General features: G+C 69.3%; 23 protein-coding genes. 9 read left to right on the top strand and 14 right to left on the bottom strand.

Annotated features, from left to right (window positions below; translation table 11 throughout):
• Nucleotides 1-547 precede the first annotated feature (547 nt).
• On the top strand, nucleotides 548-1,381 hold the full coding sequence (locus tag HCC78_RS07830) for a DUF2927 domain-containing protein (protein WP_172328195.1): 834 nt from the start codon (nucleotides 548-550) through the stop codon (nucleotides 1,379-1,381).
• A 76-nt stretch (nucleotides 1,382-1,457) separates the two neighbouring features.
• Here HCC78_RS07830 and HCC78_RS07825 read toward each other — a convergent pair whose 3' ends face one another.
• On the bottom strand, nucleotides 1,458-1,820 hold the full coding sequence (locus HCC78_RS07825; protein WP_172328194.1) for a hypothetical protein: 363 nt from the start codon (nucleotides 1,818-1,820) through the stop codon (nucleotides 1,458-1,460).
• Between the two features lie 255 nt (nucleotides 1,821-2,075).
• On the opposite strand from HCC78_RS07825, the gene HCC78_RS07820 reads away from it, so the two are divergent.
• Nucleotides 2,076-2,324 carry a transposase gene (locus tag HCC78_RS07820; protein WP_172328193.1) on the top strand — a complete coding sequence of 83 codons (249 nt, stop codon included), beginning with the start codon at nucleotides 2,076-2,078 and terminating at the stop codon, nucleotides 2,322-2,324.
• Nucleotides 2,325-3,376: 1,052 nt separating this feature from the next.
• Here the strand turns inward: HCC78_RS07820 and HCC78_RS07815 are convergent.
• Complete coding sequence (locus tag HCC78_RS07815; protein ID WP_172328192.1) at nucleotides 3,377-3,994, bottom strand: glutathione S-transferase family protein; 618 nt, start codon at nucleotides 3,992-3,994, stop codon at nucleotides 3,377-3,379.
• A gap of 206 nt (nucleotides 3,995-4,200) precedes the next feature.
• On the opposite strand from HCC78_RS07815, the gene cutA reads away from it, so the two are divergent.
• Nucleotides 4,201-4,530 carry a divalent-cation tolerance protein CutA gene (gene cutA / locus HCC78_RS07810; RefSeq protein WP_172328191.1) on the top strand — a complete coding sequence of 110 codons (330 nt, stop codon included), beginning with the start codon at nucleotides 4,201-4,203 and terminating at the stop codon, nucleotides 4,528-4,530.
• A 9-nt stretch (nucleotides 4,531-4,539) separates the two neighbouring features.
• On the opposite strand, the gene HCC78_RS07805 is transcribed toward cutA, so the two are convergent.
• A complete protein-coding gene (locus HCC78_RS07805) occupies nucleotides 4,540-5,055 on the bottom strand; it encodes an L-2-amino-thiazoline-4-carboxylic acid hydrolase (RefSeq protein WP_172328190.1) in 516 nt (171 codons plus the stop codon).
• 962 nt (nucleotides 5,056-6,017) lie between these two features.
• On the opposite strand from HCC78_RS07805, the gene purT reads away from it, so the two are divergent.
• The 4 genes from purT to HCC78_RS07785 all read left to right on the top strand — a co-directional run bounded on the left by purT (nucleotide 6,018) and on the right by HCC78_RS07785 (nucleotide 11,518).
• Nucleotides 6,018-7,199 carry a formate-dependent phosphoribosylglycinamide formyltransferase gene (gene purT / locus HCC78_RS07800; RefSeq protein ID WP_172328189.1) on the top strand — a complete coding sequence of 394 codons (1,182 nt, stop codon included), beginning with the start codon at nucleotides 6,018-6,020 and terminating at the stop codon, nucleotides 7,197-7,199.
• Nucleotides 7,200-7,814: 615 nt separating this feature from the next.
• Nucleotides 7,815-9,080 carry a hypothetical protein gene (locus HCC78_RS07795; RefSeq protein WP_172328188.1) on the top strand — a complete coding sequence of 422 codons (1,266 nt, stop codon included), beginning with the start codon at nucleotides 7,815-7,817 and terminating at the stop codon, nucleotides 9,078-9,080.
• A 151-nt stretch (nucleotides 9,081-9,231) separates the two neighbouring features.
• On the top strand, nucleotides 9,232-10,146 hold the full coding sequence (locus HCC78_RS07790; protein ID WP_172328187.1) for an ABC transporter substrate-binding protein: 915 nt from the start codon (nucleotides 9,232-9,234) through the stop codon (nucleotides 10,144-10,146).
• Entirely contained in the window at nucleotides 10,139-11,518 is a 1,380-nt protein-coding gene (locus HCC78_RS07785) for a dihydroorotase family protein (RefSeq protein ID WP_172328186.1), read from the top strand. Before HCC78_RS07790 ends, HCC78_RS07785 begins: the two co-directional genes overlap by 8 nt.
• Before the next feature lie 12 nt (nucleotides 11,519-11,530).
• Here HCC78_RS07785 and HCC78_RS07780 read toward each other — a convergent pair whose 3' ends face one another.
• Genes HCC78_RS07780 through HCC78_RS07770 form a run of 3 tightly spaced genes read right to left on the bottom strand, consistent with a single transcriptional unit; the run spans nucleotide 11,531 to nucleotide 15,104 of the window.
• Complete coding sequence (locus HCC78_RS07780; RefSeq protein ID WP_172328185.1) at nucleotides 11,531-12,592, bottom strand: alpha-hydroxy-acid oxidizing protein; 1,062 nt, start codon at nucleotides 12,590-12,592, stop codon at nucleotides 11,531-11,533.
• 2 nt (nucleotides 12,593-12,594) lie between these two features.
• Complete coding sequence (locus HCC78_RS07775) at nucleotides 12,595-14,151, bottom strand: amino acid ABC transporter permease/ATP-binding protein (protein ID WP_172328184.1); 1,557 nt, start codon at nucleotides 14,149-14,151, stop codon at nucleotides 12,595-12,597.
• 59 nt (nucleotides 14,152-14,210) lie between these two features.
• The gene (locus HCC78_RS07770) at nucleotides 14,211-15,104 is read right to left on the bottom strand and encodes a transporter substrate-binding domain-containing protein (RefSeq protein WP_216671069.1); all 894 of its coding nucleotides are present in this window, start codon (nucleotides 15,102-15,104) and stop codon (nucleotides 14,211-14,213) included.
• A 188-nt stretch (nucleotides 15,105-15,292) separates the two neighbouring features.
• On the opposite strand from HCC78_RS07770, the gene HCC78_RS07765 reads away from it, so the two are divergent.
• Together HCC78_RS07765 and HCC78_RS07760 are read left to right on the top strand one after the other, a co-directional pair.
• Entirely contained in the window at nucleotides 15,293-16,003 is a 711-nt protein-coding gene (locus tag HCC78_RS07765; protein ID WP_172328183.1) for a GntR family transcriptional regulator, read from the top strand.
• 70 nt (nucleotides 16,004-16,073) lie between these two features.
• Nucleotides 16,074-17,186: a mandelate racemase/muconate lactonizing enzyme family protein gene (locus HCC78_RS07760; protein WP_172328182.1), complete on the top strand. Its 1,113-nt coding sequence runs from the start codon at nucleotides 16,074-16,076 to the stop codon at nucleotides 17,184-17,186.
• A 39-nt stretch (nucleotides 17,187-17,225) separates the two neighbouring features.
• Here the strand turns inward: HCC78_RS07760 and HCC78_RS07755 are convergent, their stop codons facing one another.
• The 8 genes from HCC78_RS07755 to HCC78_RS07720 all read right to left on the bottom strand — a co-directional run bounded on the left by HCC78_RS07755 (nucleotide 17,226) and on the right by HCC78_RS07720 (nucleotide 25,513).
• Nucleotides 17,226-18,185 carry a D-2-hydroxyacid dehydrogenase gene (locus tag HCC78_RS07755; protein ID WP_172328181.1) on the bottom strand — a complete coding sequence of 320 codons (960 nt, stop codon included), beginning with the start codon at nucleotides 18,183-18,185 and terminating at the stop codon, nucleotides 17,226-17,228.
• The gene (locus tag HCC78_RS07750) at nucleotides 18,182-18,586 is read right to left on the bottom strand and encodes a Rid family hydrolase (protein WP_216671068.1); all 405 of its coding nucleotides are present in this window, start codon (nucleotides 18,584-18,586) and stop codon (nucleotides 18,182-18,184) included. Before HCC78_RS07750 ends, HCC78_RS07755 begins: the two co-directional genes overlap by 4 nt.
• A gap of 838 nt (nucleotides 18,587-19,424) precedes the next feature.
• On the bottom strand, nucleotides 19,425-20,498 hold the full coding sequence (locus tag HCC78_RS07745) for an ABC transporter ATP-binding protein (RefSeq protein ID WP_172328180.1): 1,074 nt from the start codon (nucleotides 20,496-20,498) through the stop codon (nucleotides 19,425-19,427).
• Nucleotides 20,495-21,316, bottom strand: coding sequence for a carbohydrate ABC transporter permease (locus HCC78_RS07740; RefSeq protein ID WP_172328179.1), 822 nt, complete (start codon nucleotides 21,314-21,316; stop codon nucleotides 20,495-20,497). Before HCC78_RS07740 ends, HCC78_RS07745 begins: the two co-directional genes overlap by 4 nt.
• On the bottom strand, nucleotides 21,316-22,266 hold the full coding sequence (locus tag HCC78_RS07735; RefSeq protein ID WP_371743796.1) for a carbohydrate ABC transporter permease: 951 nt from the start codon (nucleotides 22,264-22,266) through the stop codon (nucleotides 21,316-21,318). The genes HCC78_RS07740 and HCC78_RS07735 overlap by 1 nt, the downstream gene beginning before the upstream one ends.
• Nucleotides 22,253-23,470, bottom strand: a complete 1,218-nt coding sequence (locus HCC78_RS07730) for a sugar ABC transporter substrate-binding protein (protein WP_172328178.1) — start codon at nucleotides 23,468-23,470, stop codon at nucleotides 22,253-22,255. Before HCC78_RS07730 ends, HCC78_RS07735 begins: the two co-directional genes overlap by 14 nt.
• A 62-nt stretch (nucleotides 23,471-23,532) precedes the next feature.
• Complete coding sequence (locus HCC78_RS07725) at nucleotides 23,533-24,471, bottom strand: sugar phosphate isomerase/epimerase (RefSeq protein ID WP_172328177.1); 939 nt, start codon at nucleotides 24,469-24,471, stop codon at nucleotides 23,533-23,535.
• A gap of 10 nt (nucleotides 24,472-24,481) precedes the next feature.
• The gene (locus tag HCC78_RS07720) at nucleotides 24,482-25,513 is read right to left on the bottom strand and encodes a Gfo/Idh/MocA family protein (RefSeq protein WP_172328176.1); all 1,032 of its coding nucleotides are present in this window, start codon (nucleotides 25,511-25,513) and stop codon (nucleotides 24,482-24,484) included.
• Nucleotides 25,514-25,571 lie beyond the last annotated feature (58 nt).

The following is a 25,571-nucleotide window of genomic DNA, read 5'->3' as shown; positions in this document are numbered from 1 at the left end:
GACCGGAAACCGTCCCTGCGGGGCGGGCCGCCAACTGGCCATGGCACGGCTCGACGCGGTCGGCCCCCGTCACGGGCGGAAGGCGCGCCAGGGCATCTCCCGGAAGCGGGCGCAGAGATGCGCCCGCCTCTTGCCGTCGCGGACAGACCCGAGATGCAGCCGGTCGCGCGCGGCCGTTCCCCGGCCATCGGCCGCCCTCGGCGGGCGGATTTCCGCGCAGGGGACTGCCCGCCGCTACGGCAGGAAAACGCCATGGAATGCAACGGGATATGCATCCCTGGGTGGTTTTCGTTTTCCGAGATCAGAGAGGAAATGGAGCGAGACATCAATGATTGTTGACAGAATCAGGCATTCCCGGCGACTTTCTCCCGGTCACCTGGTGCTCGCGTAGGTTGTGCCAGGCATATGGAGCCTGGAGAAGTACATGTTTCCATCCCGCAACACGCCCTCCGTGGGTGCGCTTGCTAGGACTGCTTTTGCGATTGCCGTTTCACTAGCCGCCCTGTCCGGCGGCGCTGCCGCGGAAACGGCGTATTCCTCCCAGAAGATGGCGGCTGCCGCCGCGCCCGCCAAGGTCGGCCCCGCGGGAACGCCGCAGCTGGCGGGCTACTACCGCGGCATCGAACGCAAGCTCGTGGCGAAAGGCTACCTGCGCACGGACCGAAATCCCGCCAAGCTGTCGCCGGAAGAGCTGGCCCGGGACTTCATGGCGATCGCGATGAAATCCGAGTACTCGCTGAAAAGCGGCACCATCAGCCGGTCCGGAGACTCGGTGCCGCTGCGGCGCTGGGAAACGCCGGTCCGCATCGGCGTGCAGTTCGGCGCCTCCGTCGGCGCGGGCCAGCAGGATGCCGACATGGCGGCGATCCGCAGCGTGGCCGCGCGGCTGGCGCGGGCCAGCGGCCATCCCGTCGGCCTCGCCGGGAGCGGCGCGAACTTCCATGTGCTGATCCTGAACGACCGGGAACGCCGCAATGCCGGACCGCTGCTGCGCGAGCTTGCCCCGACGATGAGCCGGGCGGCCCAGAACGCCATCCTGAACATGAAACCCAACATCTTCTGCATGGTCGTCGCCATTCCGGGAAGGTCGCCCTCCGACGGCTACCGAGAGGCGGTCTCGGTGATCCGTGCCGAACACTCCCCCGCCATGCGCAAGTCCTGCATGGAAGAGGAGCTGGCACAGGGCATGGGGCTGCCGAATGACAGCCGCGAGGCGTGGCCGTCGATTTTCAACGACGACGAGGAATTCGCCGTGCTGACCCGCCATGACGAACTGCTGCTGCGGATGCTCTATCACGACAGCCTGCATCCCGGCATGACCGCTGGGGCCGTGGGCGGGCAAGTCGGAACGCTTGCCCGGAGCGTGCTCGGGTCCGGCTGACCGGCGGGAGACACGGCGCATGGGGGCGAGCCCGGGCAGGCTCGCCCGTTCTTTTCGGCTGGCCGGCTGCCGGGCGCTATTCCGCGGCCCTGCCGCCGAGGATGAAGTTCACGCGCTGTATGTCGTTGTTTTCGCGCGCGTGCATCAGGCCGGTGAGTTCGGATGTCGAATACATGCCGGGCTCGACGCCCAGGCTCATGGCCAGCTGGCTGTTTCGCTCGCTGCCGAAGCTCTGGGTCGAAATGATCTCGTTGCCGCCGTTGAGAATGAACTTCTCACGCTGGGCATCGCCATCTTCCCGGGCGTTCATCAGGCTCACGAGCTCGGACGTGGAATACATGCCGGGCTCGACCCCGAGACTCAGGGCCAACTGGTCACCGGCCTGCGCCGTCGCAGCCCATGCCGTCACGAATGCTGACGCAATTACAAGAAGTTTCATTTGTCGATCCTTCCATATCAAGAGATTGAGCAGGAAGGCCGCTTGCCGCTGTAGGACTTACCTCTGACCCGCAATTCTACTCTGGGTTGTCTCCTGTAGCAAGTGGCCGGGCGGCCCGGCAGGGGCGGAGTCCGGATTTCCGGACCCCGGCCGGACAAGCCAGCCCTAGCCAGATCCGTTGGATGGCTCCTGCGCTCCGGCGTCGCGATGCGCCATGGTGCAGGTGTTGTCGTCTGCATCGAGAGAAACCACCCCATGAAGGTTGCGGCAGTCGTCCTCGGTCTGGCGAAGAATGTCTTCCAGGTTCACGGCGTCACCGCCGAATGCGCAGCCGCCTTCGGCAAGCCGTTGCGCCGCTCCCAGCTGCTGGCGTTCTCCGGGCGGCTTGAAGCGTGCCTTGCCGGCATGGAAGCCTGTGCATCCAGCCATCACTGGGCCCGGCAGCTGTCGACGCTGGGCCGCGAAGCCCGGCTGAAGTCCCTCGTTGGGTCAAGCCCTGCGTGAAACGGGGCAAGTCCGGGGCGACAGATGCCGAGGCCATCTGCGCGGCGGCCACCCGTCCGTCCATGCGTTGCGCCGAGGTGAAGCCGGAGTGCCGGCAGGCCCTGCCCTGCCTGCACCGGACCCGGGAGCCCGCGATGCGCCAGGGAACGCAGCTGTCCAACATGCTCCGGGCGCAGCTGGCGGAGATCGGGGGAAGGCCCCGCGCACGCGGCCATCTTCCCGAAGGAGGCTGCCGCAGGGACAGGGCCCGGACTCCCGGACGCTGGCCGGGATGCGATCCGGGTTCCTTCCGTCCAGCTCCAGCCGGTTCGAGGGCTCTTTCGCTGGCTGGGCATGCACCTGCGGAGGGGGCGCGGACGAACCCGAAGGTGCAGCTCCTGCGGGCCGTTCCGGGCACCGGGTCCCCTCCCGGCAGATTGGGTTCTGCCAAATCGCCTGCCGGGCAGCGGATCACGGCATGTGCGATCGTCGCGACGACCGGCAGCGGCAGGCCGTTCCGGAGCGGGCGGGAATCCTCTGCGCGGATCGGGCTGGCACCGAAGGGCAAGTCCGGCCGCGGCAAGGCGCGGCTGGCGGAATATCCAAAATGGGAGACCGGCATTGTGGCAAGCTTCTCGGCGCGGGAATGGCGTCTCCGGCGCTCCGGGCGGAGAAGCGCCCCGCACGGGGAGTTCCGCGGCTCGCCGGGCCGCCGGGGGAAAGGCGCTGCCGTCCGGCCGCCGCCGCCGTCATGGCGGACAGGTCCGCGCGGATTGCCCGGGCGGTGCTGTCCCGCAACGCGCCCTTCATGCCGCGCGCTGCCTGACGGCGACGGCATCCGGGCTCGCAAGGTCGGCGAGATGACGGAGACGCCCTCGGCCGCAACACCGGGAAATCCCGCCGGCTGGCCAGGGCGCCATGGCCCGCGAAGCAATCAGGTCCCTGGTCGGCGGACCCCGTCAGGGCCGCCGGTCCGAGACCCGCGCAAGCAGGCCGGACACAGGACCGCTTCTGGAAGGGTGAGTTTCCGCCAATTTCCCGCTTGCCATGCAGGAGCCATCCAAACAGGCCGGTCAGGTCAGCTCGGTCATCACGGCCTTGCGATAGGCCGGACGCTCGGAAAGGCGACCGTACCAGGCTTCGAGCGCGGGCAGGCTCGGCCGCTCGATCGGCAGGTTGAACCAGGCATAGGCAATGCAGCCCAAGGGTATGTCTCCGATCCCGAACGCCGCGCCGGAAAGCCAGGACGTCTCGGCAAGCGCGTCATCCGCGATCGCCATGAGGGCCGCGCATTGCGGGGCGCCGCGCTCGATGGCCGCGTCGTCGCGGGTCTCGGGCGTGCACCGCACCAGGTTCCAGAAGAGGTCGCGGAACGGCGCCGAGAAGGACAGCGATGTCCAGTCCATCCATTGGTCGGCCATTGCCCAGGACCGCGCATCCGCCGGTGCGAATCCGTCCGCGCCGTATTCGCGGGCGAGATAGCGGACGATGGCATTGGATTCCCAGAGCACCAGGGACCCGTCCTGCAGGCAGGGCACCAGGCCGTTCGGGTTCAGCGCGCGGTATTCCGGCGTGGAGACATGCCCGAACGCGCCGCCGGCCGGAACATGCTCATATTGCAGCCCGAGCTCTTCGGCGCACCACAGCACCTTGCGCACGTTGGTCGAGTTCCCGCGGCCCCAGATCTTCATTGCTTGCCTCCTGTTTGCCTGCCGCGCCGCACCTGCGGAACCGGCCGCCCTGACGTGGTTCTGACCAGCTTTGCGGCCGACGGGCAAGGATGGAACCGCGGAGTGCGCTCACCTTTCCGCGCGCGGCCCGGTCCGCGGCTGCCGGCTTCCCTTGGCGGCCGCCCCGTTCCATGCTGGCCGGGAGCAAAAGGGAGGGAGCTTCCGGCATGATCGTCGAAATCTGGATCAACTGCCCGTCGGAGGAGGTCGCGGTCCAGCTGGCGCGCGGCCTCATGGACATGCGCCTGGTGGCCAGCGCGAACCGCTATCCGAAGATTGCCAGCCGCTACTTCTGGAAGGGCAGGGCGGTCGAGGCCGAGGAGGTGCCGCTCCTCCTCAAGACGCGCAAGGAGCTGTTCGGCCGGGTCGCCGAGGCCGCGCGGAAGCTCCATCCCTACGAGACTCCGTCGATCCTCTGCCTGGATGTCGCGGCCGCCAACCGGGACTATGCCGACTGGGTGTTCGCCGAGACCGTGGGGGCGGACCCCGCGGGGTGACGCCAGATGTCAGCTGCCGCCGGTCGCGGGACCGTAGCTGTAGCGGAAGATGCAGCAGGGCGCGCCTTCCATCAGCGTCTGCGGGCGGTCGAGGGAAATGTCATCGTTGTAGCCCTCCGGGAAGACGAAGTCGCGGTTGCAGGACAGCAGGTGCCCGATCTCGCCGAGCCCCATTTCGCGGTACATCTCGGCATAGCGGCAGCGGGTCACCTGGTAGCGGAAGGACGTGTCCGTGGCTTCCTCGACCTCGATCTCCAGGGCATCGTCCTGCGTCCAGAGCGGCTGCAGGTCCTGGAAGCTGCGCAGGTCCGTGCCGCCGGGCGTCTTTCCGGCAAAGCTCCGCCCCGCCCGGAAGGCCGCCTTGCGGATCGCGGTGCCGAGGATCTCCTGCGCGGCCTCCTTGCCGATCCGGGCGCACATTTCCTCGTAGATCGGGGCAATGATCTCGGCCTCGATCCGGCGGCGGGCGAGAATGCCGATCTCTCCCTCGAGGACCGGGCCGGGCTGTTCCGGGCTGCTGGACATGGCGCTTCCTTCTGGCTGTCCGGGTCTGGTCATGCGCCGAGAGTATCCGCCGCGGCCGCATGGCGGATGCGCTGCATTGGCGCATCTGCTCCGGCCCGCCGGCAACGGGGCCTCCGAAAGCGCGTCGGATGGCAGGCTCTCCGGCAGTCGTAGGCCCTGGCACCGCCAGCCGGGGGGGCAGGCTAGGCAACGCGGCGTCCCCCGTCCGAGGTCCCCATGGACGATCGGATCAGGACGTCCCGATGACCGGCAGCCGTATCCTGAAATCGGCAAGTGCGTTTCCGTGGAATGGCGGCGCTCCCGGCGTTCAGGACAGGCAGCCGGGGGCCGCGAATGAAGCGGCCGTTGCCAGACCCTGACGCTTCGCGTGCGGTCCTGCGGACCGGCTGGGTCTTCCGCCCAGATCGGATCGAATGGCCGTGGCCCTCGCCATGCAGGCGGGGCATCCGTCCTGCCGGAGCCTCCGCTCCGGCACAAGGCGGCGGCCGTGAAAGACGTAGCACCTTCCGCCGCCCGAGCCGGGTCTCTCCGTCCGGCATGGCCGCCGATCCCGCCGGAGCCCCGGCAGCAATCGCTGCGGCGGACGCTCTTGCAGCTCGGACAGGGGGCCTTGGTCCCGGAGCATGGCAGACTTCCTCTCGAGGCCGCGATGTGTCCCGGGGAACGGCCCCGCCGACATGCTTCCGCAGCAGCCTGCGCCCGACCGCATTGTCCGGCCCGGCATCCGCATGGACTGCGCCGAGGCACGGCCGGGGCCCGTTGCGTTGCGGAGAACCCCGGGCCGGCTGTGGAGCCGCTGGTTTCCGGGCCGGATCGCGAGAAAGGGGAGCGGTTTCGGCGTCGCTCCCGCTGACAGAGCTTGCATCCGCGGATGCGCTCCCGCATGAACGGGCCCTCTGAAAGGGCCGCTTTCCCAGCTTGCGGCCCGTCCCCTCTTCCAGGCAGGCACAGGAGCTCCGACGATGGCCGCCAGCGCAAAAATCCTCCTCCTCGGGTCCGGCGAACTGGGCCGCGAGGTCGTGATCTCGGCCAAGCGGCTGGGCGCCGAAGTGATCGCCTGCGACAGCTATGCCGGCGCGCCCGCCATGCAGGTGGCCGACCATGCGGAGGTCTTCTCCATGCTCGACGGCGACGCCCTGCGCGCTGCCATCGACAAGCACCAGCCGGACTATATCGTGCCCGAGGTCGAAGCGATCCGGACCGAAATCCTCAAGGAGGTCGAGGACCGCGGCTTCACCGTGGTCCCCTCGGCCCGCGCCACCCAGCTGACGATGAACCGCGACCGCATCCGCGATCTGGCGGCGCGGGAGCTGGGGCTGCCGACGTCGAAGTTCCTCTACGCGGAAAGCCTGGAGGAGATGCATGCGGCCGTGGCCGAGGTCGGCCTGCCCTGCGTGGTCAAGCCGGTGATGTCCTCCTCGGGCAAGGGCCAGTCGACCGTCCGCGACGCCGGCGGGATCGACGCGGCCTGGGCCTATGCGGTCGAGGGCATGCGCGGCGACCGCCAGCGGGTGATCGTCGAGGCCTTCATCGCCTTCGACTACGAAATCACGCTGCTGACCGTACGCACCCGCGAGGGCGTGGTGTTCTGCGATCCCATCGGGCACCGCCAGGAACGCGGCGACTACCAGGAAAGCTGGCAGCCCGCGGCGATGTCCGCGCAGGCGATTGCCGATGCGCAGGCGATGGCCAAGGCGGTGGTCGACAATCTCGGCGGCTATGGCCTGTTCGGGGTGGAGTTCTTCGTCGAGGGCGACCAGGTGATCTTCTCCGAACTGTCGCCCCGCCCGCACGACACCGGGATGGTCACGCTGATTTCGCAGAACCTCAGCGAGTTCGACCTGCATGTCCGGGCCATTCTCGGCCTGCCGATCCCCGGACTCACCCATTACGGTGCCAGCGCCTCGGCGGTGATCCTCGCCGACCGCGACAGCGGCAGCTTCCGCGCCGAAGGCCTTGCGGAGGCCCTGCAGCCCTCGGGGCCGGGCATCGATCTCGACCTGCGGATCTTCAACAAGCCGGTCACGCGTCCCTATCGCCGCATGGGCGTTGCCCTGGCGCTGGCGGCGGACGGCGATACCGGCACCGCCCGCGCTGCGGCCCGCGAGGCAGCCGCCAAGGTGACGCTCCGCTACGACGGCTAGGCCGGGAAGCCCGGTGGCGGCACCGTCCCGGCCGGCAATGTGCGGAGCACAAGCGGGCTCCGCGCATTCGGAACGGACGGCTGAGCTCGCCGTTGGCAGCCGCGCAGACCGCCGGCGCGCCCGGCCAGGGGGAACGCCCGGAAGGCCGGTGCAAGCCATGGCCGGCGCTGCCGCCAATCCGGTCCGGCCGGTCAGGCGGCGCCCGGCCGGGTTCCGATGGCCGCAGCCATCGCGCCGGACGGTTCCGGACGAATGCCCGCCCCGCCCCGCTGCCTGCCGCAGGATGATCGCCGTCGCGGGCGTGCAGCTACCGGCGGCCGCGCCTCGACCGCCGGTGCCTGCTTGAGGGGCCCGGCTGCCCGCTGCTGCATCCGGTTCCGGCGGCGGCCGGTCACCGGGTCGCAGCCAATTCTCTCGAACGGCCGGATCCGATCCGGTATGACTGTGCCGTGAAGAAGCGATTTTGACTTCCCGCGCCGGGGCTTTCCCTTTCCGCGATCTGCGGGCGATGGACGGGACCTGCGTGCAGGGAGGCGCCGGGACATTGTGCACGAGGACTCCGTGGGACCGCATGCTGGACTGAGACGGGCCGGGCGCGCTTGCGGAGCCAGGGCGGTGGCGCGGCTCTCCATGCTTGCCCTTGCCTGTTCCGTCCTGCTGCCGGTGCCGGGCCGGGCGGACGAGGTCGAGGACTATTCGGGGCTGAAGCTGAGCCTGCCCTATGCCTTCTACAACGAGACGTTCGGGGCGACCGGCGGCTGGGTCATCGGGCGGATCGGATACCCGCAGCCGAATGCCCGTGTGCTTGGCACCGTGATGGCCGGGTCCGAAGGGTCGCAGCTGGCCTTCCTCATGGCGCAGGATCTGCGGTTCTCCGGGCTGGACCGCCTGTTCGTAGATCCGGTGCTCTCCTTCGGCCATTACGCCGATGCCGACACCTATATCGACGGCAATCCAGGCTTTCCCGGCCAGCGGGCGGGCACGAACGGCTCGGACGAGGACAATTTCCTGTCCGGGAACGTCTCGGACGTCTTCTCGCGGGTGCGGTTCAAGTACCTCCTGCCGATCGGACACGGGCGCGACCAGGTCGTTCCGGACTACAAGGTGCTCGATGGAGAGCTGTATTCCGGCGCGACCGGCGCCGAGTCCCTCGATCCGTTCGGGAGCGGCCGCAGCTATCTGGAAGTGAGGCCGTTCCAGAGGGCGCTGGAGATCGACGGCGACACGTTCGACGGCGACATCCGGACGAACGGGCTCGACCTCGCGTATTTCTGGGACAACCGGGATTTCCCCTACAACCCGTCGCGGGGCACCGGCGCCAGGCTCCAGGTCTCGCGGGATTTCGGCCTGTTCGACAGCTCGGATTCCTGGACGGTCGTGCAGGCCGAGATCGACGCCTATCGCGGCTACGGCGGGAGCGCATGGTTCCGGAAGCGGGTCCTGGCCTTCGATTTCTGGACAGCCGACACGCCGTCCTGGGAAATCGACGGGGAAGAGATCCGCCACCGCTCCCCGGCCTATACCGGCGCCACGCTGGGCGGTCTGTGGCGGATGCGGGGCTATCCGGCGCAGCGGTTCAACGACCGGTCGGCGATCTACTACTCCGCCGAACTGCGCCTGACGCCGCACTGGAACCCGTTCGATTCCTGGTCCGCCGTGCAGGAGCGGCTGGGGATCGAATGGATCCAGGTCGTTCCCTTCGTCGAGATCGGCCGCGTCGCGGACAGCTACGGTTTCGGCGAGCTGCATTCCGACATGAAATGGGATGCGGGCACCGGTCTGCGCGCCTGGGTGCAGGGCTTCGTCGTCCGGGCGGATGCCGCCTTCTCGGACGAAGGCCTCCGGGTGCAGATGATGATCGGGCAACCCTTCCAGTTCTGAGCGTGGCGCACCGCCGTTAGGCCGAATGGCGATGCAGCGCCCCGTCCCGCCAGGATGGGGCGGCCGCGCCGTCGCGGCCATTGCGGCTTGTAAACCGGGGCACATCGCGCTAGCCATTGTCATATTGTATAACAATCAAGGACAGGTGAAGGTGCAGCGGCTGACAATGAATCTCGGCGATCCGTCCGAGGCGCGGATCTACTACCTGCCGCATGTGCTGGCGGAGCGGCTGGGCTTCTTCGCGGCCGAGGGCCTGCAGATCGAACCGGTGCAGAGCGCGTCCGGCGGCGAGACCGTCACCGGCGGGCAGATCCCCTCGGTGCTCGACGGCTGCGCCGACCTGACCATCGGCGGACCGATGGTGACGATGAAGCTGGCCGAGGAAGGCCGGCCGCTGGTCAGCTTTGCAGCCGCGGTGCGCTCAAACCCCTGGGTGGTTCTCGCGCGGCGGCCGATGCCGGGCTTCGTGCTGGCCGATCTCGACGGGCAGCGCGTCTTCGACATCGCCAGAATCGGCACTGCGGGCTTCATCTTCGATGCGGTCATGGCCGAGCAGGGCATCGCGGCGCGGCGGGAAGACCCCGGAGCCGCCGCGACGGCAGGGGATTTCCTGGCCTCGGACATGGAATTCGCCATCCATCACCTGCATGCTGCCGCGCCGCTGATGGCAGAGGGGCGGCTCCATGCCGTCTGCAGCCTGGCGGGGGCGACCGGCGGCGTGCCCTGGAGCGCCTATATCGCGCGGCCCGGCGCGATCGATGCGCAGCCGGAGGCCTTCGCGGCGTTCACCCGCGCCATCCGGCAGGCCCTGGCCTGGCTTGCGGCGGCAGGGCCGGAAGCGGTCGCCGCGACCGTCGCGCCCGCCTTCCCGGATCTTGCGCCCGAGGTCATCGCCCGGATCGTGGCGTTCTACCGCGCCGCCGGGCTCTGGCCGGGGGATCACCGCATTCCGGCCGCGGACATGCTGCGCTTCGGCCGGCTGCTGCAGGCCTCCGGCTGGATCCGGGACCTGCCCGATCCGGCGGCCCTGACCCGCGACCTTCTGGCGGAGGCGGCCGATGCCTGACCTGAGGATTTCCGGCGCGCTCGCCGTCACTCCGGAGGGCGCGCAGGCGCTCGACATCACCGTCACCGGCGGCGTGATCGAGGGGCTCCACGTCCCGGGCACGGGGCCGGACGCGGCCCGCAGGATCGACGCGGGCGGGCTCTGGCTCCTGCCCGGCGCGATCGACGCCCATACCCATTTCACCGCCTGCGGCCCGGATCGCGGCGCGGAGGTCTTCGCGGGGACCTGCGGCGCGGCGGCGGGCGGCGTGACCACGGTGATCGAGATGCCGCATGGCCTGCCGCCCGCGGTCGACCGCGCCAGCCTTGCGGCGAAGCGCGCGCTTTGCGAGGCGCACGCGGCGGTGGATTTCGCGCTCTGGGCCGGGCTGACGGGGCGCAATGCGGCCGAGATCGCCGGGCTGGCGGAGGACGGCGCCGTAGCCTTCAAGGCCTTCCTGTGCAGCCCGCGCCTCGATGGCGGGGCACCGGACGAGACCGCGCTTCCGGCGGTGGGCGATGGCGACCTGCTGGAGGCGATGGCGGAGATCCGCGCGGCGGGCTCGCTGCTCGGGGTGCATTCCGAGAACCAGGACATCCTGCTGGCGGCGCGGCGGCGGATGGAGGCGGCCGGGCGGACGGACATGCGCGCCCATGCCGGGGCGGGACCGGAGATCGCCGAGCTGGAGGCGGTGCAGCGGCTGGCGCTTCTGGCCGCCGAGACCGGAGTGGCGGCGCATGTCGTCCATATGAGCTCGCCGCGCGCTGCCGAGGTGCTGGCCCGCGCCCGTGCCGCCGGGACCGATATCAGCGCCGAGACCTGCCTGCACTACCTGCTGCTCGACGAGGACGACCTGGTGCGGATCGGCAATGTCGCGCGCTGCGGCCCGCCGCTGCGACCGGCGCCGATACTGGCGGCGCTGTGGGAGCATGTGCTGGCCGGCGGGATCGACATGGTCGCCTCGGATCACTGCCCCTATCCGCCGGAGGACAAGGCCGCCGGCCTGCCGGTCTGGCAGGCGGGGATGGGTCTCACGGGCATCGAGACCAATGTGCCGCTGCTGATGAGCGAAGGGGTGCTAGGCCGCGGGATGCCGCTGGAGCAGTTCGCGCGGATGACCGCGGAGGCGCCTGCGCGGCGCTTCGGGCTCTGGCCGCGGAAGGGCGCGATCCGGGCGGGCGCCGACGCCGATCTCACGCTCTGGGATCCGTCGGGCGAGACGGTGGTTGCCGGCGCAGCGTTCCGCGGACGGGCAAAGTTCTCGGCCTTCGAGGGGCGGAAGATGCGCGGCCGGCTTGTCGCCACGCTGTCACGCGGCGACCAGGTGTTCCGCGAGGGGCGCGACCTCGGCGCGCCTGGCCGCGGACGGTTCCAGCGGCGCGCCGGGGCCTGAGCCCCGGCGAGGTCAGTCCCGGAGCAGCTGTCCGGGATCGAGCGCGGCGGGATGCGCCGCGCCCATCCAGGCGGTCATCGCGTAGAGATTGTCGAGAAGCCCGTTCAGCCAGGCCTCGACCGCCGCCTCTCCGCCCGCTGCCAGCGCGCAGAGCACGGGCCGGGTCGCGACGCAGGCGGCAGCGCCGAGGAGGCTGGCAGCGATCACGTCGGCGCCGTGGCGAACCCCGCCATCGAGTAGCAGGGGAAGGCCAGCGGGCCGGGCCGCAGCCAGCGCCGGAAGCTGGTCGAGCGCCAGCGCCCAGCGGCTGCTCTGGCGCAGCCCGACATTCGAGGCGACCGCCCCTGCGACTCCGCAATCCGCGAGCGGCGCCAGGTCGGCCGGATTCAGCACGCCCTTGACCATCAGCGGCAGGCCGAGGCTGCGGGCCAGCGCCGCGATCCGGCCGAGCCGGGCCGCGTCCCAGCGCGGGAAGGCCTCGAGCGGCGCGACGCCCGGACGGTGCGATCCGTCGAGCTGGGTGCCGATGGTGCTCCAGCCGCGGGAGACGAGTTCGGCGCCGATGTCGAAGCCGCCGGGACGCTGGCCGGGGCGGGGATGCGACGGCGCCATCAGCGTCAGCACGATGCCGGCTGCACCTGCCCCGGCGGCGGCGGAGACGATGCGGGCGATGCGGTCCTCGCTGCCTGCGGCGCGCAGCTGCAGCCAGGTGCCGGGATGCGCCGCCGTCACCTCGGCCAGCGGCGTCACGGTTTCCTCCGACAGCACGAGGTCCAGCCCCAGCCGCGCGGCCACCCGCGCGACCGGCAGGATGCCCTCGGCGTGGAACACCCGGTCGCCGGCGAAGGCGCCGATCATCACCGGTGCGGCCATCCGGCGGCCTGCCAGCTCCGTCGCTAGGTCCGGCGGCCCGGCCTCGGAGAAAAGCCGGGGGATGAGGCGGAGCCGGGCGAAAGCCGCGGCATTGGCATCTTCGCCGGGGGCCGCGTGGCTGTCGCCCGCGCGGCCTTGCATGTAGTCGAAAAGCGCTGGCCCGAGCGCGGCGCGTGCCTCGGCGGCAAAGGGAAGGGACATGCTCAGCGCTCCGTTGCGGGCAGGGGCAGGGGATCGGGCAGGCGCTGCGGCAGGGGCGGCTCATGCGCCTCTTCCGCTTCCTGCCGCAGATAGGCGGCAAAGGTCTCGGTCTTCGGATTGTCGAGGATCGCGGGCGGGCCCTCTTCGACCAGCACTCCGTCCTTGAGGAACACGATGCGGTCGGCGACGGTCCGCGCGAAACCGACATCATGGGTTGAGATCACCATGGTTAACCCGGTCTGGGCCAAGTCGCGGATCGTACCGTTGACCTCGCGCACCAGTTCCGGGTCGAGCGCCGAGGTCGGCTCGTCGAACAGCAGGAGCTGCGGCCGGCAGGCCAGCGCCCGGGCGATGGCGACGCGCTGCTGCTGGCCGCCCGACATCTCGTGCGGCAGGCGGTTGAGATAGGGACCGAGCCCGACCTGCGCCAGAGCGGCGCGGGCGGCGGCGCGGGCTTCCGTCTTCGGGCGGCGCTGGACCACGGTCTGGACCGCCATGACGTTTTCCTCCGCCGTGAGATGGTCGAAGAGCGCGAAGTTCTGGAACACTATGCCGATCCGTGCGGCAATGCGGTTGGCGGGCAGCGCGCGGGGCAGCAGCGGGCGACCGGTCGGCCCCTGTCCCATCACCACGCCGCCGACGCGGATGTTCCCGGCGCTCGACGGGATCAGCGCCAGGATCGCCTTGAGCAGCGTCGACTTGCCCGAGCCGGAACGGCCGAGCAGCACGACGACCTCGGAGCGCTTCACCACCAGCGTCAGCTTCTTCAGCACTGGCGTGCCGTTGTAGCCGACCTTCAGATCGCGGATCTCCAGCATCCGGTCGGATTGCGGCGAGGGCGGATCGGCCGCCACGAGCGGCGTTCCGGCGGGGATCTCGGGGATCTTGCGGCGGCCCGCGCGGGCGGCGCGCGGCTCGAGATTCACCCGGTTCTCCAGCCACCACTGGCCCGCGGCCAGCACGGTGGACATGATCACGTAGATGCCGCCCGAGGCCAGCAGCACCGGCAGGAACTGGAAGTTCTGCGACACGATCGTCTGGCCGCGCATGGTCAGCTCGGCGACGCCGACGACCGAGGCCAGCGAGGTGGATTTCAGCAGGCCCACGCTTTCATTGCCCAGGGTGGGCAGGATCGCGCGCAGCGCCTGCGGGATGACGACGAAGCGCATCTCCTGGGAGCGGGTATAGCCGAAGGCCTGCGCCGCGGTGCGCTGGTCGCGGCTGGCGGAGATGATGCCGCCGCGGATGATCTCGGCGCAATAGGCGGTCTCGTTGATGGTCAGAGCCAGCAGCGCCGAGACGAAGGGGCTGAGCACCAGGCCGAATTGCGGCAGCACGTTGTAGAGGATGATCAGCTGCAAGAGGACCGGCGTGCCGCGCAGGAGGTAGATATAGGTCTTGACCGGCAGGCGCACGTACCAGGCCTTCGACAGGCTGGCGAGCGACAGGAAGAAGCCGATGACGATGCCGCCGGTCAGCGCGCCGATCAGAAGCTGCACGGCGATGACGGCGCCTTCCCAGAGATAGGGGAAGGTCAGGTAGTGGAGAAACGTGTCCATGGGGGCCCCGGGCAGGAGGACCGGCGCCGCGCGGGGGCGGCGCCGGAAGGGTCAGGGGATCAGTCGAACAGCTCGACCGGACGCTGGGCTTCGCCGCCCTGGCCCCACTTGTCCATGATCAGCTTCTGCACGCCGGTCTCCTGGATCACCTTGATGCCGTCGAGCACCGCGTTCTGCAGCATCGTGTTGTCCTTGGCGATCGGATAGCCGCTGCGGATCGGCAGGTCGACATAGAAGGCCTGCTCCAGCCGGTCGTCGGCATTGGCGAGCCCCGCCGCGACCGCGCCCGAGGTCAGGTGGATGTCTGCGCGGCCCGACTGCACGGCCATGATGGCGTTGTCGGTGTTCTGCACCAGCAGCACGTCGACCGCGGGCTTGCCGGCGGCCAGGCATTTCTCGGTCTGTTCGGGAGCGATGGTCGTCGCCTCGTAGGTGCCGGCCGCGGCCGAGATGGTCATGCCGCAGAGATCGTCGACCGATTGCAGGTTCTTCGGGTTGCCATTCGGCACGACCGAGCCGTCGACCACCTGGTAGGAGGAGACGAAGGCGACCTGCTCGGAGCGGGCCGGGGTGACGTAGATCGACGGGCCGATGTCGAGACGGCCGGACATGACCGAGGTCACCAGGACGTTGAAAGCGCCGAGCTGGAATTCGTAGTCGAAGCCGAGACAGGCGCCGAGACGGTCGAGCATGTCGGGGTCAAGCCCTTCGAGGTCGTCGGGATTGCCGTCCACCGGCTGCTGGAAGCCCATGTTGTAGCCGCCGAGCCCGACATTGAGCGTCTTGCCCGCGAGATCGGGATATTTGGCGCGGAGGCCTTGGCAGGCTTCCATCTCGGCGAAATCCGCCGGGGCGGGCTTTAGTTCCTCGGAGGCGCGGGCGGAGGCGATGCCGGGCGCCATGACGGCGGCCAGAGCGGCGGCGCAGGCGATCATGGGGGTCGGAGAGGTCATTTTTGTCATCCTTGCGTTTCCCTGTCGGGCAGAAGGCGGGCATCGGGGAGGGGCCCGCGATTTGCGATTGTAGCATTGTATAACAATAATACTCTTGGCAAGGGGCTTGTTTGCCGCTACTCCATTTACCGTGAGGCGGCAGTGCCTCTCCCCGCGGCTTCCGCGGGCGGCCAGATCGAGGACAGGACATGTGCGCCATCTCCACCCGCAAGGAAGACTGGCAGGCTCCGCGGCCGCGTACGCTGGTGGACCATGCCATCGACGCGATCATCGCGGCGGCGGCCCGCGGCGTGATCCTTCCTGGCGAGCGGCTGACCGAGAAGGATCTGGGCGAGATGCTCGGGCTTTCCCGGGTGCCGATCCGCGAGGCGCTGCGCGCGCTGGAAAGCCTCGGCGTGGTGGATTCCGCGCCCTACAAGGGCACGCGGCTGATGGATGTCTCGAAGGACCGGCTGGAGCAGATCCTCGATGTCCGCGTGGCGCTGGAGACTCTGGCCGTCACCCGTGCGCATGAGGCGGGAGCGCTGACGCCGGAGCGGCTGGCGCCGCTCGGGGCGGAAATCCGCGAGATGCAGCTGATGTGCGACCGCCGCGATGCCTATGGGCTCGCCGAGGCGGACACGCGCTTCCACCAGCATCTGGTCCAGCTTTCGGGCAACCAGCCGCTGCTCGCCCTGTGGCAGACGCTGGCGCGGCAGCTGACCGTGATCATCGGCCTGACCGCGCTGGAAAAGGCGATGGACGACATCGTCGAGGAGCATGTCCGCCTGCTGGCGCTGCTTTCGGGCGGCGACCTCGCGGCGATGCGCAGCGAGCTCGAGGAACATATCCGCACCCAGATCCACGTGATCGACTTCGATCTGCTGATCGAGAAGCACCGGGCGCGGCGCGGCCGCTAGGCCCCCGCCCATCCCCGACCCCACCTGAAGATCCACGACCAGAAGACCGGCCCCGGCCGAAGGATGCCCCATGAAGATCACCGATGTCGAAACCTTCTACCTGAGCCTTCCCAAGGTGGAGGCCCGCACCGACAGCTCGCAGGACACGCTGCTGATCCGGATCTCGACCGATGCCGGGATCACCGGCTGGGGCGAGGTCGACTCTGCGCCGACCGTGGTGCAGGCGATCATCGAAGCGCCCTATTCGCACACCATGGTCAGCGGGCTGAAGCGGCTCCTGATCGGCGAGAACCCGCTGGAAACCGGGCGGCTCTGGCAGAAGATGTATGACGCCACGATCTTCTATGGCCGCGCCGGCGCGGTGCTGCAGGCGATGGCGGGGATCGACATCGCGCTCTGGGACATCAAGGGCAAGGCCCTCGGCCAGCCGATCGTCACGCTGCTGGGCGGCGCGCTGCGCGACCGGATGCGCGTCTATTCGTCGAACATGTTCCAGTTCTCGGTCGAGGACACGGTGGCGCGCGCGAAGGCGGCCGTGGATGAGGGCCATACCGGCGTGAAATTCGGCTGGGAGCCCTTCGGCCGCGACGAGAAGACCGACATCGCCTATGTCGAGGCGATCCGCAGCGCCATCGGCGACAAGGTCGACTTCATGCTGGATGCGGGCCATGCCTGGGACGCGCGGACGGCGATGCGGCGGGCGGAGCTTCTGGAGCCCTACAACCTGTTCTGGATCGAGGAACCGCTGCATCCGGAGGACATCGGCGGCTATGGCCGCCTGTCGCGGTCCATGTCCCAGCCGCTGGCGGCGGGCGAGCAGGACAGTTCCGTGGCGCAGTTCGAGCGGCTGATCGACGAGGGCGGGGTGGACATCGTGCAGATCGACCTGACGCGGGTCGGTTTCACCCAGGCGATCCGGGTCGCGGACTATGCCGCCTCGCGCGGCCGCAAAGTGTGCAACCACAACTTCACCACCGACATCAACACCGCCGCCTCGCTGCATTTCCTCTGCGCGATCCGCAATGCGCTGGTGATGGAATACTGCGTGGAGCCCAACGAGATCGCGCGCAAGCTGGCGCGGAACCCGGTGACCTTCGAGGACGGCCATGCGCTTCTGCCGTCGGAGCCGGGGCTGGGCGTCGAGCCCGATCCGGCGATCATCGAGAAATACCTGGTGCGCTGAGCCGCGATGGCGCGGGGGCTGCAGCCCCCCGCGCGAAGTTCAGTAGCCCGCCGCCGGATCGACCCGGGTCGGCATCGGCCGACCCGCGCGCCGGGCCTCAAGGTTCTGCAGGAAGATGTCGGTGCAGCGGTCGAGATAGCCCTTGTTATCGTCGACGCTGCAATGCGGCGTCACCACCACGCCCGGCACGTCCCAGGTCGGATCGTCGGCGGGCATCGGCTCCTGCGGGAAGACATCGAGCACCGCGCCGCCCAGATGGCCGGAGCGCAGCGCCTCGCAGAGCGCGCCATGGTCGAAGACCGCCGCGCGGCCGACGCTGACCACGCCCGCGCCCTGCGGCAGGAGCCCGAGCCGCCGCGGATCGACCATGCCGACGGTTTCTGGGGTCGCGGGCAGGGCGGAGACCAGCACCGAGGCACCGGGCAGCCATTTGTCGAAGCCGCCGAGCGTCACCGTGGCGGCTGCGCCTTCGGCCGGGCGGCCGGAGCGGTTGACCGCGATCACCTCCATGCCGCGCCCGGCCAGCAGGCGGATCGCCTCGCCGCCGATGGCACCCGATCCCAGCACCAGCGCGCGCTTGCCCCGCAGCGGGCGGACGAAATCCGGCGCCCAGTCATGGCGGCGCTGCTTCTCCTGGAATGCGGGGATGCGATAGTTCAGCAGCAGCACCGAGGCGAGGACGAATTCCGCCCCCTTCTCGGCATGGACGCCGGACGCATTGGTCAGATCCAGCCCTTCGGGCAGCGTCGGCAGCAGCGTCTCGACCCCCGCCGAGATGATCTGCACCCATTCCAGATGCGGCGCTGCCGCCGAAAGTGCGCCGAGATCGGTCTTGGTGTTGGTGTAGAGGATTCGGGCATCGCCGATGTCGTCCGCCAACGTGGCGAGATCGCGCGACACGGTGACCTCCAGCCCGCCTGCGGCCGCCAGCCGGTCCAGAAGGGCGGGCTCGTCGAAGGTCAGCGTGCCGGGGGCGTTCAGGACATGCAGCCGGGTCATGCGCCGCTTCCCGGTTGGTAGGCCGTGGCCTCGGCTTCGATCAGCAGGCTCGCGGGCTGGAGCGCCACGATCAGGGTGGAGCGGCAGGGATAGGGCTCGGAGAAATAGCTGCGGTAGATGTCGTTCAGCTCGGCGAAATCCTCGGCGCGGGTGAGGAAGACCGTGACCTTCATCACGTCCGACATCTCCATCCCGGCATTGGCCAGCAGCGCCCGGATGTTGCCGAAGGCCTGGTGCGCCTGCTCGGCGAAGCCCGGGCCCGCGATCTGCGCGGTGTCGGGATCGATGCCGACCTGGCCCGAAGTCATGACCCAGTCGCCGCGGCGCAGCGCCGGGGTCAGGGGGGCCGGTCCGAGCGGCCGGGAGTCCGGCGGGTGGCCGGGATAGTTGACGATCTGCACGGGGAACTCCAAGAATGTATACGATCATACAATATGGCATGGGTCCGCGAGCGCAACCGCCGATATGGGGGTCTTCGTGCCGGGATGCCCCGATCCGCCGACGGCCCTGCGCTGCCTGTCCGGACCCGCGTCGGCCGGACTGCGGCGCGGTGCCCGAGCAGGGCAAGGTTCGTGCCGTCTGAGCATTCCGTAGCTTGGGCGGGGCCTCGCCCAGGCTGTCCGAGGTGGCTTGGGAGCCCGCGGACAGAAGCGGCGCGGGGGCGGCAGAGGTGGAGCGCTTCATGCGGATGCCGGCGCCGCGGCCGGGACGTGCTCCGGCAGCGCCGGGCCCGGACGCCGGGTCCGGTGGCCTCCTGCCGATGGGGACGCCCAGCCGCGGGGAGTCCGCAGGGCGGAAGGCACGGGATCTGCAGGGCAGGGACAACCCGTTCGCCTTGGCTTGATCGGCGCCGGATGCCGAAACCCGCGAGATCCGCCTTGGGCAGCGGCGAACCTCATTGGCCGTCCTGCGCCCGGGGGCGTCACGGCCACGCGCAGCTTGCCGTGCCGCGCAGTGTCCGGCGCCGATGGTGCATCGAACGGCCCGGCGGTGCGGGTCCTCCCGGCCGGTGGTGCCTTGCGCCAGGCGCGGAGAAGGCACCGGAGGACGGGTCTGCATTCGCGTCGGACGCAGGGCGGGACCTGCCGGGGCCATTGGCGGCGGACAACTTCGGGGGAGGGCGCGACCACGAGGAAAGCCGCCCCCCCTGCTTCGCGCGGCGCAGGCGATGGCTCCGGCTCGAGGTCTACCCGCTTCCTCCGCCGTAGGACGGAGCGGGGGTGCCGCGAGAGCCGCGGGCTAGCGCAGCGCCGCCCCGGTGTCCGGATCGAAGAGCATCACCAGATGCGGCGCGATCTCCGCGGCGAGCGTGCCGCCCGGGACGACGGGACTGCGCCCGGCAAGGCAGATGGTCAGGGCCGGATCGGTGTCGGAGACGAGGAAGGACTGGCTTCCCGTGGCTTCGACCACGGCAATCGGCAGCTGCAGCGCGCCCGGCCGGTCCGGATCGCAGGGCTGGAGATGTTCGGGCCTGAGCCCGGCGATGACCGGCCTGTCAGGGGCCGCCCCGGCAACCGGCACGCAGGGCGTGCCGGGCAGGTCGAGCTGGACGGCGCTCCCATCCGCGGTAGTCCGGCCGGGCACGAAATTGGTCGCGGGCGAGCCGATGAACCCGGCCACGAAGCGGTTGGCGGGGCGGTCGTAGAGCTCCATCGGCGCGCCCTGCTGCTCGATCCGGCCCGCGCGCAGCACCACGACATGGTCGGCCATGGTCATTGCCTCGACCTGGTCATGGGTGACATAGACCGAGGTCGCCCCCAGCCGGTCATGCAGCCGCCGCACCTCGGCGCGCATCTGCACGCGCAGCGCTGCGTCGAGATTGGAGAGCGGCTCGTCGAAGAGAAAGGCCTTGGGGTTCCTGACGATGGCGCGGCCCATGGCGACGCGCTGGCGCTGCCCGCCCGAGAGCTCGCGCGGATAGCGCTCCAGAAGCTGCTCGAGCCCGGTGATCCGCGCGACCTCCTCCGCCTTGCGGTCCGCCTCGGCGCGGGACATGCGCTTCAGCCGCAGCGAATAGGTCAGGTTCTGGCGCACGGTCTTGTGCGGGTAGAGCGCATAGGACTGGAACACCATCGCCAGGTCGCGCTTCCTGGGCGGGGTGCCGGTCATGTTGGCGCCGGCGATGCGCATCTCGCCGCCGGTGATCTTCTCCAGCCCGGCGATGGTGCGCAGGAGCGTGGATTTCCCGCAGCCTGACGGTCCGACCAGCGCGACGAAGGTACCCTTCGGGATGGCGAGGTCGATCGCCTTCAGCGCATGATAGGCGCCGTAATGCTTGTCCACGCCGTCGAGTTCGATCTGAAGCTGGGTCATTTCAGGGCTCCGGAAGTCAGGCCGCTGACGATGCGGCGTTGCAGCAGGACGAAGATGGCGAGGACCGGCGTGACGTAGATGGCGGCATAGCTCATCACCCCCGACCAGTCCGACGAGTTCGGCCCCATGAAGGATTGCAGGCCGACGGTGGCGGGCTGCAGCTCGCGCGCGCCGATCATCGAGCGGGCATAGACGTATTCGCCGAAGGACTGCAGGAAGACGAGCACGCCGGTCACCAGGATGCCGTTGCGCGCCAGCGGCACCATGATCGACAGGAAGGCGCCGACGCGGGAATTGCCGTCGACCAGCGCGGCCTCCTCCAGCTCGGCGGGGACCTGCAGGAAGGCAGCCCGCACCAGCACGATGTACAGAGGCAGCATCTTCGCCGCCTGCGCCAGGATCACCGCGCCGCGCGGCCAGTCCATCAGGCCGATCTGGTTGAAGAAGACGAAGATCGGCGTGACCATCAGCGACGAGGGCAGCACCTGCATCATCAGAACGGCAAAGAGCGCGATGTCGATCCAGACCGATTTGACCCGCGACATGGCATAGGCGCAGCCGGTGCCGAAGAGCACGACCAGAGCCGTGGTGCCGCCGGCGATCAGCACCGAGTTCTTCAGGTAGCTCGCCATCTGCAGCCGCCCCCAGACCTCGCCGAAGATCGGCGTCGGATCCGCGGGCCAGAAGCTCGGCGGATAGGCCATGATCTCGGTGCCGCTCTTCAGCGCGGTGACGTACATCCAGTAGAGCGGAAAGAGGTAGATGGCGGCGAGGAGCGCCCCCGCCAGCATCAGTGCGTTTCCCTTGAGCCTGTCCATCAGTACACCTGTTCGTGGCGGGTGGAGCGGACATAGATCGCGGCGAGTCCGACGACGACGCCGATCATCAGCACCGAGATCACGCTGCCCAGCCCGATCTGGTATTCCTGGAAGCTGAGCTGCCACGACCAGTACTGCATCACGTTCGAGCTGTTCGAGGGCCCGCCCTGGGTAAGGCCGGCGAAAAGGTCGAACTGCTGCAGCGTGAAGATGGTGCCCAGCGAGATCACCGCGCCCAGCTGGGCGCGCATGAGCGGCAAAGTGATGGTGAAGAAGCGCTGCACCCGCGTGGCCCCGTCCATCTCGGCCGCCTCGTAGAGGTCCTCGGGGATGCCCGCCAGCCCGACCGAGAGCAGGATCAGGTTGAAGGGCACGCCGAGCCAGATGTTCGCGATGATCACCGACCACAGCGAGCGCGCCGGATCGGAGAGCCAGAAGATGTTCTCGTCGATGATCCCGAGGCTCTTCAGCGCGTAGTTCAGCACGCCGAAATCGCCCGCGAGGATCCAGGACCAGATCGCGCCGACGACCAGCGGCGGCATGATCCAGCCCGCCAGGAACAGCCCGCGCAGGAAGCTCGCGCCGGGAAAGCGCAGCTCGAAGAACAGGGCCAGCGCGAAGCCGATCGCAAGCTGCAGCGAAACCGAGGCGGCGACGAACACCGCCGTGTTGCGGAAGATCTGCGGCATCTCGGGGGCGCCCAGCACGTCGCGGTAGTTGCCGAGCCCGACGAAGGGCCGGTCGAAGGAGGCCAGCGAGAAGAGGTCGACCTCCTGCAGCGACATGATCAGGTTGTACACCAGCGGCCAAGCCGAGAAGACCGCGAGATAGCCGAGCGCGGTCATCACCAGGAGCGTGTCGAAGCCGCGCCCGTCTATGAGCCCGCCCAGGGTCAACCCCGGGCGGAAGCTGCGGGGCAGGGACAGGGCCGGCATGTCAGTCGAGGACACGGTCGATCTTCCCCTGCGCGGTGGCCAGCGCCTCTTCGGGCGTCGCCTGTCCAGTCAGCGCGGATTGCATCGCGCCCTGGATCGCCTTCGAGACCTGCGGCCACTCGGGCGAGGGGCCGCGGTTGCGGGCGTATTTCATCGACTCCTCGAAGACCCGGTAGATCGCCTCGTTCTCGGGGTTCTCCACCGCGACCTCTGCGGCGGGCAGGTAACCGAACTCGTTCCAGACCCGCGGCATCTGGGCATAGAGGAATTCGAGGAAGCGGAAGGCCTCCGCGGGATGGTTCGTCGAGGCGAGGATCACGTTGTCGCCCTCGCCTAGCGCCGAGGCACGGGTGGCCCCGGCCTCGGGCACGGGCAGCATCGCGGCGCGGTAGTCGAACGTCGCCTCCTTCGCCATCCGCGGCAGTTCCCACGGGCCCGAGATCGCCATGGCGGCATTGCCGGCATTGAAGGTCGCGGTGCTGTCCCACTGGCTGCGGATCAGCGTGTCGGGCGAGGCGAGCTTTGCATCGAGCAGCGATTTCCAGAAGGCCAGCGCCTCGGCGCCGCCTTCGGTGTCGACGTGGTCGTAGTCGCCCCCCGCCATCTGCAGCCAGGGCAGGAACTGGAAGGTCCCTTCCTCGGTGGCGATGGCCGAGAAGGCCAGGCCGTAGACATTGTCGTCGGGATCGCTCAGCGCCTCGGCCGCCGCCTTCAGCTCGGCCCAGGTCGCGGGCGGCGCGTCGGGATCGAGACCGGCGGCGCGGAACATGTCGGCATTGTAGTAGAGCGCGATGGTATTCGCCCCGCGCGGCAGGCCATAGATGCCGTCCTTCCAGGTCACCGACGAGAGCGGCCCGGGAAAGATGTCGTCGCGGTTCACGATGTCCGAGTCCTCGATCATCGGCGCGATGTCCAGAAGCAGCCCGCGCGCGGCCAGCAGCGCCACTTCGGGATTGTCGACATAGGTCACGTCCGGTGCGTCGCCCGCGGCGATGGCCCGGGCGAGGTCGTTGATCATGTCGCCGAACTGCACGGTGCGGACATTGATCTTGATGCCGGGGTTCGCCTCCTCGAACTCCTTTGCCAGCACATAGTGGTATTCGCCCGGATCGTCGATCGTCCAGAGATCGAGTACCGTCTGTTCGGCCGCTGCGGCCAGGGGCAGGAGCCCCGCCGACGTGGCCAGGAGCGCTGCCTTGGCAGTCTTGTTGAGTCCCATCCTGTCCTCCCTCAGGTGATGGCGGTCCGCGCCCCTCCCGGGCGCGGGGTCCGGAAGCGGGTTCAGGCCGTGGCGCGCAGCAGCGACGGGTCGCCGCCCTCATAGGCCACGCTTTCCTCGACGAAGCGCCCGCCGCGGGCCGTCTTCAGGTGTTCCAGCGCATGCAGCTGTCCGGTCATTTCCAGCGCGTCGCGATAGACCGGATCGTGCCAGCCCTCGATGTCGATGGACCCGGCATAGCCCGCCAGCCGCAGCTCGGTGACGATGTCGGTCCAGTTCGAGTCGCCGAAGCCCGGCGTGCGCATGAACACGTGCGGCAGCTTTCCGAAGATGCCGTGCTCGCGGATCACGTCCCAGCGGATCGTCGCGTCCTTGCCGTGGACATGGAAGATTTTCGGCCCCCATTTGCGGATCTGCGGCAGCGGGTCGATCAGATAGACCATCTGGTGGCAGGGTTCCCATTCGAGGCCGAAATGGTCCTCCGGCGTTTCGTTGAAGATCAGCTCCCAGGCGTCGGGGTTGTGCGCGATGTTCCAGTCGCCGGTCTGCCAGTTGCCGTCCATGGCGCAGTTCTCGAAGGCGATCTTCACCCCCTTGTCGGCCGCGCGCTTGCCGAGTTCCGACCAGATCTCGCGGTAGCGCGGCAGGCTCTCGGGCAGGGGCCGCCCGCGCAGCCGCCCGGTGAAGCCCGCCACGCAGGTCGCGCCGAAATGATGCGCGTTGTCGATGCAGTCCTTCCAGCCCTGCAGCGTGTCGAGGTCGAGCGGCTGCTCCTCAAGCGGGTTGCCGAACATGCCCAGCGTCGACATGGTGATGTCCCGCTCGCCGATCGCGTCGCGGCAGCGCTTGCCCAGCTCGGCCAGATCCTGGCCGTTGGTGGTCTGCCAGAAGAAGGGCTCGAAGCTCTCGAAGCCCATGTCGGCGATCTGGCCGATCCGCGCGGCGGCGGCGCCGCCCGAGGCCGAGATCATGGTGCCGATGCGCAATGCGTCCTTGCTCATGTGATGTCTCCTACACGTCGATGGTGACACGGGCGCGGCGTTCCGCGCTGTCGATGGCGGCCAGAACCATGGCGAGGCTCCGGATATTGTCCTCGGCGGCCGTCTCCGGGGCGCGCCCGGTCTCGATGGCCGACAGGAATTCGTCGATGACGCTGGCATGGCCGAGCGTGCGGCCGGGATCGGGCGGTTCGGGCACCTCGGCGGCCGAGACCGCGCGCAGGAGCCCCTCGGTGCCGGTGACCCGGCCGAGCCGCAGATCCTCGGCCCCGTCCCAGGTCGCGGTGCCCTCGGTGCCGGTCACCCGCCAGGCGCCCTCCCAGGAGGTGTTGGCGCCTTCCGCGCACCACGAGCCGCGATAGGTGAAGGTGACGTTCTCGGGGAATTCGAAGATCGCGCTGGCCGCCGCGCCATGGGAATACCAGGAGCCGGTCGGATTGGTTTCGTGGCAATAGACCGCCTGCGGTGCGGCGCCGATCAGGTAGCGCGCGGCGTCCAGCGTGTGGATCGACATGTCGAGCAGCAGCACATGGTCCATCTGCTCGCGGAAGCCGCCGAAATGCGCGCCGACGAAGAAGTCGCAATGCACCCCGGTCAGCCGGCCGATGCGGCGCTCCTCGATCAGCCGCCGCAGGCGGCGGATGCCGGGGACGAAGCGGCGGTTCTGAACCACGGCATGGATGCGCCCGGCCCGCCGCGCCGCCTCGATCAGCGCCGCTGCATCGGCCAGGCTCTCGGCCATCGGCTTCTCCGACAGCACGTGGCAGCCGCGGGCCAGCGCGGTTTCCGCCACGGTCCGCCGCGCGCCGGGGATCACGACGTCGAACACGATGTCCGGCCGCACGGCCTCCAGCATCGCGGCAAGATCGGTGCCGGTGGCGGCCCCCGGCGCGCCTGCCGCCTGCGCAAGTTGTCGGGCGCGGCCCGGGTCTAGATCGACGAAGCCCGCAAGCTCCAGCCGCTCCGCGGCGCGCGGAACCTGCGACAGCGCGCGCAGCCAGCCCTCGGACATGGCTCCGCACCCCGCCATGACGGCGCTCAGCATTCTGGATTTCCTCCCTGCGCTCCGGCCGACTCGTGCGGCCGTAAACGATTACGACCCT

The sequence above is a fragment of the Mangrovicoccus sp. HB161399 genome (genome assembly GCF_013184745.1).
In the GTDB taxonomy this organism is placed as follows: Bacteria; Pseudomonadota; Alphaproteobacteria; order Rhodobacterales; family Rhodobacteraceae; genus Mangrovicoccus.
This window is presented reverse-complemented; position numbering and strand designations above follow the sequence as displayed.